At 60.1% G+C, this 10,437-nt stretch carries 8 protein-coding genes; all 8 read right to left on the bottom strand.

Features of this window, described 5'->3' with window-relative positions; all coding sequences use genetic code 11:
* Positions 1 to 1,057 (bottom strand): cache domain-containing protein (locus HX898_RS12380; RefSeq protein ID WP_180194762.1); only part of this gene is annotated, 1,057 nt, incomplete at its 3' end.
* 428 nt (positions 1,058 to 1,485) lie between these two features.
* Positions 1,486 to 1,947, bottom strand: coding sequence for a plant virulence effector HPE1-like domain-containing protein (locus tag HX898_RS12375; RefSeq protein ID WP_180194761.1), 462 nt, complete (start codon positions 1,945 to 1,947; stop codon positions 1,486 to 1,488).
* Between the two features lie 99 nt (positions 1,948 to 2,046).
* Positions 2,047 to 3,324 carry a phosphoribosylamine--glycine ligase gene (gene purD, locus HX898_RS12370; protein WP_138390657.1) on the bottom strand — a complete coding sequence of 426 codons (1,278 nt, stop codon included), beginning with the start codon at positions 3,322 to 3,324 and terminating at the stop codon, positions 2,047 to 2,049.
* A gap of 65 nt (positions 3,325 to 3,389) precedes the next feature.
* On the bottom strand, positions 3,390 to 5,324 hold the full coding sequence (locus tag HX898_RS12365; RefSeq protein ID WP_180194778.1) for a DUF2207 domain-containing protein: 1,935 nt from the start codon (positions 5,322 to 5,324) through the stop codon (positions 3,390 to 3,392).
* Positions 5,325 to 5,362: 38 nt separating this feature from the next.
* Positions 5,363 to 6,625, bottom strand: a complete 1,263-nt coding sequence (gene aroA, locus HX898_RS12360; RefSeq protein ID WP_138390658.1) for a 3-phosphoshikimate 1-carboxyvinyltransferase — start codon at positions 6,623 to 6,625, stop codon at positions 5,363 to 5,365.
* A 91-nt stretch (positions 6,626 to 6,716) separates the two neighbouring features.
* Positions 6,717 to 7,268, bottom strand: a complete 552-nt coding sequence (locus HX898_RS12355; RefSeq protein ID WP_138390659.1) for a LemA family protein — start codon at positions 7,266 to 7,268, stop codon at positions 6,717 to 6,719.
* 113 nt (positions 7,269 to 7,381) lie between these two features.
* Positions 7,382 to 9,133: a DUF2207 domain-containing protein gene (locus HX898_RS12350; protein ID WP_180194777.1), complete on the bottom strand. Its 1,752-nt coding sequence runs from the start codon at positions 9,131 to 9,133 to the stop codon at positions 7,382 to 7,384.
* Positions 9,134 to 9,296: 163 nt separating this feature from the next.
* On the bottom strand, positions 9,297 to 10,253 hold the full coding sequence (locus HX898_RS12345) for a glycine--tRNA ligase subunit alpha (protein ID WP_011650682.1): 957 nt from the start codon (positions 10,251 to 10,253) through the stop codon (positions 9,297 to 9,299).
* Between the last annotated feature and the right edge of the window lie 184 nt (positions 10,254 to 10,437).

Below are 10,437 nucleotides of genomic sequence, written 5' to 3'. Positions count from 1 at the left end.
TGCCGATGTCGGTGCCCTTGGCGCTGACCTTGGCCATGGCGGCTTCGAGATGCGACAGCGCATCGTTGAAGTTGTCGCGAAGGGCGGCATACTTCTGGCCGAGATCGGCGCAGCGAACGGTGAGATCGCCGCGGGCGATCATCTCCAGCGCCTGGCCGATGGTCGTCACTACGCGCGCCTGCAGCGTTGCTTCGTCCTGCTGCTGGCGCAGATTGTTTTCGCGCTCGCTTTCCAGCGCCAGCTGCTGGGCCGTCTCGCGATCGGACATCGCATGACGCTCCCTGATCTTTTCCTGCAGCGACTGCGTCGCCTTGGCCATCATGCCGACTTCATTGTTCATGCCGATATGCGGGATGGCGATCGAAACGTCCTCTTCGGCGACCGACTGTAGGGCATTGTGGATGTCCTTCAGCGGATGGGAGATGCCGCGGATGAAGAAGACGGCAGCGGCGATGCCGCAGACGAAGACGATCAGCGAAGCGGTCAGCGCTTTCCAGATCGTCGCATTCACCTTCTGCTGCAGGTCATCGAGATAGACGCCGGTACCGACGACGATCTTCCAGGGTTCGAAGGCCTTGGAATAACCGCCCTTGAGGAAGACCTGGTCTTCCGGCTGACCGGGCTTGGTCCAATAGTAGAAGGTGCGGCCGCCGCCGGCCTTGCCGTTGTCGACCAGCGCCTGGCTGAATTTCGCGCCGGTCTTGTCGACTTGACCGCTCATGTCCTTGCCGAGATTGACCGGGCTCGGATGGAAGAGCTGGATGACGTTGTAGTCGAAGCCGAAGAGATAACCGGATGGCTGAAAGGAGACGCGCTTCAGGATTTCGAAGGCCTCGGCCTGGGCGGCCTCATGGGTCATCTGACCGGCCTTCTCGCGCTCATAGAAGGTGTTGAGGACGGAGATGCCGGATTCGACCTGCGTGCGCAGCATGTCGAAACGCTCGTCGTAGATCGCCTGTTCGGAGGTGCGGATTTCGAAATAAGTAGCCACTGCAAAAGCAGCCATTAGGACGCCGATCAGCGCAAACAATTGATGCGCAATCTTGAGCTTTTTCATGATGTGCCTCGCAAAGCAGGTGAATTCAAAACAATTCCGGATCGGTCAACTCCCGACCCGCGGACGTCTCAAATCGCCCGCGCAGCTAGCGCAATCATGCGTCCTCCGGCCTCTCGATTGGTAAAATTAGAGTGAATGACTAAATTATCTTTTAACGATCCATGGCTTCTATTTGCACGACTTGGGAAGATCGAAATATAAATTCTCGAATAAATGCGTAAGTTGCATTCTTCTATTTAATTTCAATAATTCAGTTTTTGATTGTGCATTGAAACAAGAATGCACCCTCGCTGCTCATCGAGGGTGCATTCGGTCCACCGGTGGTGGAACCCCAATCGATCGAAACCTTGATCAGGCAGGGGCAGGGAACTTATTTGTTTTGCGCAATTCCCGGCAAAACCGCTGCGCACTTTTCCTGGAAGTTGCTCCTAGAAACGCAGCTTGAATTCGGAAGCGTCGAGGCTCTTCGGTTGTTCCGTCATGCCGGCCGCGACAGGCTTGGCTTCGCCGCCAATGACGGCCGCGGTTGTCGCATTCATGTCGATGCCGTCTACCGGCGCCGCCGGCGGCGCGGCCGCAATCATGGATTCAGGCGTCGCCTTGCTGACGAAGACGACCGGCGAGCCGCCCATCCAGCTTTCGGTGCGGTAAATCTTCTTTTCGCCGCCGACATCGCGGACTTCACTTGCCTGGAGGACGCCGGGCTTCAGCTCCGGCACCGTATAGTCCTTCTTGGTGAGCTCCGCCTGGAGCGGTGGGCAATGGGCGCAGGTTTCGGTGACGATGCTGCCTTCAGCGGACGGCGCAGTCTTGCCGACCACCTCTATCGAGGACGCCATTGCTGAGCCTGCCATCAGCAGGATTGCCGCACCGAGAAAAATCTGACGCATCAAAGTTGCTCCGTCTCATCTTCGGAGCAAATTAGCGCAGCTTTGTTTCCATCCCGTCAGGGGAAAGGGTAAAAATTTAAAGAACGCGGCGGTTTATACTCACGCCGAGCCGGTTTCGCGCTCGATCGCCCGCCAGCCGATGTCGCGCCGGCAGAAGCCGTTTTCCCATCTCACCCTGTCAAGCAGCGTGTAGGCGCGGTCCTTGGCCTCGGCGACCGTGCCGCCGGACGCGGTAACATTCAGCACGCGGCCGCCGGTCGAAACCAATGTGCCATCCCTCAGACCCGTGCCGGCATGAAACACCTTCTCGCCCTCGCCTGCATCCGGGAGGGAAAGGATCGGCGTGTTCTTCTCGTAGGCGCCGGGATACCCCTTCGAGGCCATGACCACCGTCAGTGCCGGATCGTCGTTCCATTCGGCCTTGACCTGATCGAGCGTGCCGTTGGCGGTGGCGAGCAGCAGTGGCAGGAGATCGCTCTTCAACCGCATCATCATCACCTGGCATTCGGGGTCGCCGAAGCGGACATTGTATTCGATGAGCTCCGGCCCCTTCCTGGTGATCATCAGCCCGGCGAAAAAGACGCCGGAGAAGGGATGACCGCTCTCTGCCATGCCGCGCATCGTCGGCTCGATGATCTCCTTCATCGTCCGCTCGACCATCTCGGCGGTCATCACAGGCGCCGGCGAATAGGCGCCCATGCCGCCGGTATTGACGCCGGTATCGCCCTCTCCCACTCGCTTATGATCCTGGGCGGTTGCGAGCGGCAGCGCATGTTTGCCATCGCAGAGGCAGAAGAAGCTCGCCTCCTCGCCATCGAGATAGGCCTCGACGACGACTTCGGCGCCGGCAGCGCCAAAGGCGCCCTCGAAGCAGTCGTCGACCGCGGCCAAAGCTTCATCGAGCGTCATTGCAACCGTCACGCCCTTGCCGGCGGCAAGACCATCGGCCTTGACGACGATCGGCACGCCCTCGGCGCGGATATAGGCTTTCGCCTTCGGTCCATTGTTGAAGCGCTGGTAGGTGCCTGTCGGAATATCGTAGCGGGCGCAGATATCCTTGGTGAAGCCTTTGGAACCCTCGAGCTGGGCTGCGGCAGCGGAAGGACCGAAGACCGAAAGGCCATCGGCGCGCAGCCGGTCGGCAAGGCCGGCAACCAGCGGCGCCTCCGGGCCGACGACGACGAAATCGATCGCCTTGTCCTTGCAGAAGGCCGCGACCGCTTCGTGATCCTCGATGTCAACCGGCACGAGGACGGCGTGTTCGGCAATGCCGGGATTGCCGGGTGCGGCGTAGAATTCCGTCATCAACGGCGATTGCGCCAGCTTCCAGGCGAGCGCATGCTCGCGTCCGCCCGATCCGATCAACAGAACCTTCATGCGCGACCCTTTCCTTTTCTGTCTGGCGGTTAAGGGCCAGGGGCCGAAAGGTCAAGCGGGAAAGCTTACCAGCCCCCGCCTCCCCCGCCTCCGCCGCCTCCTCCGGACGAGCCGCCGCCGGAAAAACCGGAGGATGAGCTCGACGGCGGCGGCGAAGGAATCGTCGACGCGATGGTCGAGGCCATGGACGAGGAAAAGCCGCCTATACGATCGGAGAAGCTGCCACTGTTGAAGTTGCCGGAATACCAGGCGGGCGCATAGGCGGCCGCCGCGCCGGCTGCAGCTGCCGCAAGCCAGGTTTCGAATGTGCGCGACCAGGGTTTTTCGACACCGAGCGCCACCGCATAGGGCAGCAGCGTCTCGAAATGCCGCGGCGACATTTCCGGGGCGCCGGCCGTGTTCATCCGGTCTTTCTCGGCAAGCGTCAGATATTGGCGCAGACCGTCTATGCCATCCATCATCTTGGCGCCGAGCGGGGTCGGCGCACCCATGATGAAGAAATAGAGAATGTTCAAAAGCACGATGCCGCCAACGGCAAAGAGCATCGGCGTTTCGTGCAGTTGCACCAGCGAGGAGGCAAGCGCTAGCCCCATGGTCGCCAGGATGCTGATGCCGACGAAGACGCCGATCGCGGCGGAGATGATGGCGATGATCTTGCCGAACAGCGAATTGCCGCGATGCAGCGACCTGACGAGGCCGGCGACGAACACCGAAACGAAGACCGAGATGACAATCGGGATCAGCATCACCGCGATGGTGTCGGGCTCCAGCGAACCAAAAACGAACAGGGTCACCAGGGCCGCGGCGCTGAGCGCGATGCCGCCTGCGGTATAGGCCAGGTTGGAATTGTAATATTTGCCGCGATGCTCCTTCTCGATCGCCGCGCGGAAGGACTGACCGACGGATTTCACCCGCTCGCCATTGGCCTTGTCGATCGTCAGCGTCGAACCGGCGCCGCCGGCAACCTTCAGCAGTTCGATTTCGCCGGCCTGGAATTTCTCCTTGCTGAGCGGCTTGCCGGTGCCCTGGATGACGATCGAATTCTTCAGGTCTTCGAGCTTGACGTAACCGCGGACGGCAAGATTGAGGGCGGTGGCGGACAGCGCCGTCCAGCCCTCACCGGAGAAGCCCTTATTGTCGATGTAATTGACCAGCGCCGGCGAGATACCATCCGGCGCGTCCCAGCGCGGCACGACGACACCCCGGGCAGGATCGCGGCCGACCTTCAGCCAGGAGCGCGTGTAATAGGCGAAAACGAGGATCAGGCCGCCGAAGCCGATGAAATAATTGCGGTTGTCCTTCAGCCACCAGGTGCTTTCCATATCCGCGCTTGGCGGATCGATCGACCCCTTCGGCATGCGGATCGCAAAGGTCAGGCCTTCGTGGGCATCGAGCGGCGCGGTGGTGGAAAAAACTAGGCCGGCGCCGGTTTCGCTGACGCGGGCATTCTTTCCCGTCGCGCCCTCAGGGCCGGTGAAGAAGGTCGTCTCCGTCGCGCCGACGCCGGGCGGCAGCTTCACCGTTGCCGTGGCTGAGCGGATCGGGAAGATCCAGCCATTGCCGGTGACGTTCCAATAGAGTTCGTCGTGATCGTCGAAATAGCGGATCTGGCGGTTGGTCCTGTAGGTGAAGACATATCGATGACGGCCCGGCGTCACCGTCACATCGGCAGAACCGGCATAGATGCGGATGCCGCGTGATATCGATTCGGTGTGCCAGGGCTCTTCCTCGCCATCGCGCTGGACCGAGACCATATCGAAATCGACGCTGCGGCGACGGCCGTCGGCATCGGTGAAATAGAGCGGGAAGTCACGGAAGATGCCGTGGTTGATCTGATTGCCCTCGGCATTGACGGTGATCGTCTCGGTCACCGACATCGCGCCGCTCTTTTCCAGCGCGATATCGGAGGCGAAACTGTCGATCACCTCGGCGGCAAACGCCACTGGGGCGGTCAGCATCAAGAGCAGTGCAAAGCAAAATCCGAAAAACCGACGCCCCATCCCTGTCTCCCCGCCGGCAGCCTCGGCTGCGTGTTTCGTCAATCTTTGTCCTGATAGGTCACGCCAAGTGCTGCCAGCGTCCGCCAGTAGGCGGGGAAGGTCTTGCCGACGCAATCGGGATCGAGAATGGTGATGCCGTCGATCTTCAGCCCGGCGAGCGCGAAACTCATGGCGATGCGGTGATCGGCGAAGCTGTCGATCTCCGCCGGCAGATGCTTGCCCACCAGTGCGGGATCCGACTGCACGATCAGATCATCGCCCTCTTCGCGGGCAAGGCCTGAAACAATGCGGTTGAGCCCGGTCGAAAGCGCCCGGATGCGGTCGCATTCCTTGACCCGCAGGTTGGCGATGCCGACGAAGCGAACCGGTGTCTCGTTGAAAGCGGCAAGCACGGCAAGGGTCGGAACGGCATCCTGCATCTGCGAGCCGTCGATCTCCGCCGGCAGATGCGGGAATTTGGCGATGATGTCATAGGCGCGCGCATCCGGCTGAGAGAAGGTATCGGAGGGAACACCGAGATCGATCACGCCACCCGTCAGCACTTCGGCTGCCCAGAGATAGGTCGCGGCCGAGGCATCCGGCTCGACGACGAAATCGGCGGCGCGATAGCCGGTCGGCTCGACGCGCCAGGTGACCGGGCTGGTCTTCTCGACCTTGGCGCCGAAGGCTTTCATCGCCGCGGTGGTCAGATCGATATAGCCGAGCGCGCCGATATCCTCGCCGACGAGTTCGATATCGACCGGCCGGTCGCCGCCGGCCGCCATCATCAGCAGCGCCGAGACATACTGGCTGGACAGGCCGCCATCGATGCGGATGCGGTCGGCCTGGAAGCGGCCGGTGCCCTTGACGGTGACCGGCGGGCAGCCGGTCTCTGCGGTGACGTCGATGCCGAGCGTGCGCATCGCCTCGACCAGCGGGCCGATCGGGCGCTTGCGCATATGCTCGTCGCCATCGACGATGACGATGCCGTCGACCAAAGCCGCAGCCGCCGTCAGGAAGCGTGTCGCCGTGCCGGCATTGCCGAGGAAGAGCGGCGTCTTCGGCGGCAGCAACCTGCCGGTGCCGGTAACGACGAAGCTGGTGTCGTCTGGCTCGTCGATCGCAACACCCATGGCGCGCAGCGCTTCGGCCATATAACGCGTATCGTCGCTCTTCAGCGCCCCGGTCAGCCTGCTCGTGCCCTTCGCAAGGCCGGCGAGCAGAAGCGCGCGATTGGTGATCGACTTGGAGCCCGGCGGCATGGCGCGGCCCGAAAGCGGCCTGCCCGGCGGGATGATCGTGAGTTTGGCTGTGCGTGTCATGCTGTTCTTCCGTCCATAGGGCGACCCTAAAGCGCGTCGCGATCTGCCCTTGCTCTTAGTCGCTTTCTCGCAAAGGCAAAATGCCGGATCGTCAGAATTTCACGGTGGGGACGGCGCGGTCGGCCTCGTTGGTGATTTCGAAATATTCCCGCTTGGCAAAATCGAACTGACCGGCAACGAGATTGGACGGGAAGCTTTCGACCTTGACGTTCAGGTCGCGGGCGGCACCGTTGTAATAACGCCGGGCCATCTGCAGCTCGCCTTCCATGGTTTCCAGCGAGGCCTGCAATTCCGCAAAGTTCTGGTTGGCCTTGAGATCGGGATAGGCTTCGGCGAGCGCGATGACGCGGCCGAGCGCCTGGCCGAGCAGCCCTTCCACCTGCGCCCTGCCGGCAACATCGCCTGACGGCACGGCCTGCGCCTTGTTGCGGAGCTCAACCACCTCTTCGAGCGTCGATTTTTCGTGGGCGGCATAACCCTTGACCGTCTCGATCAGGTTCGGGATCAGATCGGCGCGGCGCTTGAGCTGGACATCGATGCCCGACCAGGCCTCTTCCGCCATCTGCCGCGCGCGAACCAGACCGTTGTAGATGAAGACGAGATAGAGCGCGATGACAACGATAATAGCGAGTATCACAAACATGCAGATGAGCTCCCCGATTTGCTGATCGCACGTTAGTGATTCGGCATAACAAAGTCATCGTGGCGCAGTCACTCTTTGACTGATTTCGATCAGACTTTGAAAATACCGCTCGCCTAAGAACTTGTTCGCCAATCCGGAGCATAGGCATCCATCTTCTCGCTCTCTCGCCAGAGGTTGAAACGTTCGGTCCACCGTTGCTCGACACCAAGCGCGACGGCGAAGGGCAGATGGTGCTCGTAGCATTCGATCGACATTGGCGGGCCATCGATCTCGCCGTGGAAATAACGGTGCAAACTGAGGATGTTATTGCGCATCTGTCGCTGCTTCGACGTTGGCATGCGCAGCATCGCCAAAACGCCGATAATGCCGGCAATGTGCAGCAAGATCGCCACCAGATATGGCTGCTGTTCGCCGATCACCTCAGTCATGCCAATATAGCCAAGCGCAACAATCAGTATGGCCGGAAGACCCACAAACAAACTAATCGCCTGTTTGAACTGCTCGGAGGTGCCGGTGGCCACGGGAAACCGCTCTGGATGGCGGAACATTGTTACCACCAGAAAAACAATGAACAATATCCCGCAGATGGCCGCGGAAAAAATCAAGAGGCCCGACAAATAGGCAGTGGCAATGCCAAGAACTAGAATTGTCGCCGAAGTCGTCAACGCTGCTCGATCTGCGCCGCCTCTAACTTTCCAATATTCCTCGGCGACTACCTGGTGCAAGTCACGTTCGAAACCATACAGGGCATATACGACGGTGCGCCGATCATTGACAGGCCGCTCTCCTTCAATTCGACCAAATACCGAACGTGTCACAGCTGGAAGACCATACCATCTGGCGCGCGCCACCTTGCCCTTCTTGCGCACCTGCCTGGCAGACAAATCCGAAGCTTCGACATTCTCTCCAAGGCCAGAAATGCGAAGCAGTCTCTTCATTGCGAGATGGCAGACAGACGCCATGAAGGCCGCCTTTGCAGTATCCGGCTTCCAGTTCCAAAACACATAGGCCGCTAAAGCAGGCGACATGCTCTCCGTCTTCTTGCTATCGACAGCAACTGAAGGTGCAGGCAATCGCCAGCTCTGCCCCAATCTCATGAGGACAAACAGGCCGGCGAGGAGCGGCCCCAAAATGCTTATGAATGGGAGAAAGTGATCGGAGAGCCACCACTGCACCCGCTTGCCGCTCGTTACGGTCACAAAGGTCCCTGCGGGATATTCGATCTCGATGTCCGGTAGCTTTCGATCGGCTTTACCTACTGGAATAGATACCAAGATCTCATTCGGTGCGCTCCGCGTAATGGCATAGGCCGCCGCCCGATCCTGTCGCGAGGGGCGTACCGTTCCGCCCGGCGGCAGTTTTAGAGTAAGCGTTTTTTTCGCTCCCTGGCCGTGCACGCGGCCCATATAGGCCGGCAGGAAGAGAACCTCGCGATCGCCTTCCTGACGAACCAGGCGTCCGAGCCAGTAAACGATCTGGATCTTTGTAACACCGGTGAGCAGATCTGCAGAACAGCCTTTGCAGTGCTCCGTTCCGATGTAAACCGAATAGCCCGGCACATTGTTTTCTTTGAAATAATATTCGTCAATTCCGTCACGCCGGGCTGCGCCCAGTTCGAAATCTCGCCAGTGAACAGCACCTGACGCATCCGTGAAACGTTGAGGGATATCAACGTAGACGCCGCCGTAATTTTCCGCCCTTTTGACCAAAATATCGAAGTTTTCCGACACAAACGCACTGCCGTCGGTATAGACTTCGATCGTAGTGTTTGCCGAATAGACGGTGAATTCTTTGTCGAAATTGCTGCACGAAGTCAGGACGAACAGCATGGCGCATAAGATGGGCCATGCTAAAAGGCGCAACATCCTGGGGGCGGAATTTTCATACAAAAGTTTAAAGTAAAGAATACCGCTCTTCAAACGAGATACCGAAGCCATACGTGATCGCAACACCCACAAGACAATGTGGGGGCGGTTTGCGCAATACAAAAGAAGCGTAGCGCCGGAAGCGACGGAAATTAGACGGCTTTTACGCCGCCTCTTTCGACAGGTTGACGCCGCCGGCGTCGGTCAGCAGGAAGGCTTCGCCGCAAGCCTTGGCAAGCGTGCGAACGCGCAGGATGTAGCTCTGGCGCTCGGTGACCGAGATGACGCCGCGGGCGTCGAGCAGATTGAAAACATGGCTTGCCTTGATGCACTGGTCATAGGCCGGGAAGACGCATTTGTGCAGGCGCTGGTTGGCGTTGTCGCCGGGGGCGCCGGCATCGAGCAACGCCCGGCATTCCTTCTCGGCATCGACGAAATGGCGATGCAGCATCTCGGTGTTGGCGAATTCGAAATTGTGGCGCGAATATTCTTGCTCGGCCTGCAGGAAGACATCGCCATAGCTGATCTTCTCGTCGCCGTCGCGGCCGTTGAAGTTCAGGTCGTAGACATTGTCGACGCCCTGGACATACATGGCGAGGCGTTCGAGACCGTAGGTCAGTTCGCCAGCGACCGGTGAGCATTCGATGCCGCAGACCTGCTGAAAATAGGTGAACTGCGAGACTTCCATGCCGTCGCACCAGCATTCCCAGCCGAGACCCCAGGCGCCGAGCGTCGGGCTTTCCCAGTCGTCCTCGACGAAGCGGATGTCGTGCAGCAGCGGATCGAGACCGATCGCCGCGAGCGAGCCGAGATAAAGCTCCTGCAGGTTGGGCGGGTTCGGCTTCAGGATCACCTGGTACTGGTAGTAATGCTGCAGCCGGTTCGGGTTTTCGCCATAGCGGCCGTCGGACGGGCGCCGCGACGGCTGGACGTAGGCCGCCTTCCACGGTTTCGGGCCGAGGGCGCGCAGCGTGGTGGCCGGGTGGAAGGTGCCGGCGCCGACTTCCATGTCGTAGGGCTGAAGCACCGCGCAACCCTTGTCCGCCCAGTAGTTATGCAGGGTCAGGATCAGCGCCTGAAAGGAGCGCTTCGGGTTCATATGGTCTGGGATAGCTGACATCGAACGGCACCGATTGCGTGGGATTTATCGGCGCGACAGGTGCCATGGAGGGCGGCGGGGGTCAAGACTTTTGCGACGGACAGCCGGCGAAGGCCGATATGGAATAGGACTTTGCCGCCTCTCACCCTAACCTTTGTGGCAGCGGGCAACGGGGCAGCAGGGAATACCCCCTCTGTCCTGCCGG

This window comes from Rhizobium sp. WYCCWR 11128, from assembly GCF_013416305.1.
In the GTDB taxonomy this organism is placed as follows: Bacteria; Pseudomonadota; Alphaproteobacteria; order Rhizobiales; family Rhizobiaceae; genus Rhizobium; species Rhizobium indicum.
The sequence above is the reverse complement of the archived record's forward strand: the minus strand, read 5'-3'. Positions and strand labels throughout refer to the sequence as shown.

Bases quoted from the DNA above. Each gene is read 5' to 3' on its own strand.
- HX898_RS12350 (WP_180194777.1), bottom strand. From the start codon at position 9,133: ATGTTGCGCCTTTTAGCATGGCCCATCTTATGCGCCATGCTGTTCGTC.
- HX898_RS12345 (WP_011650682.1), bottom strand. From the start codon at position 10,253: ATGTCAGCTATCCCAGACCATATGAACCCGAAGCGCTCCTTTCAGGCG.
- purD (WP_138390657.1), bottom strand. From the start codon at position 3,324: ATGAAGGTTCTGTTGATCGGATCGGGCGGACGCGAGCATGCGCTCGCC.
- aroA (WP_138390658.1), bottom strand. From the start codon at position 6,625: ATGACACGCACAGCCAAACTCACGATCATCCCGCCGGGCAGGCCGCTT.
- HX898_RS12365 (WP_180194778.1), bottom strand. From the start codon at position 5,324: ATGGGGCGTCGGTTTTTCGGATTTTGCTTTGCACTGCTCTTGATGCTG.
- HX898_RS12355 (WP_138390659.1), bottom strand. From the start codon at position 7,268: ATGTTTGTGATACTCGCTATTATCGTTGTCATCGCGCTCTATCTCGTC.
- HX898_RS12375 (WP_180194761.1), bottom strand. From the start codon at position 1,947: ATGCGTCAGATTTTTCTCGGTGCGGCAATCCTGCTGATGGCAGGCTCA.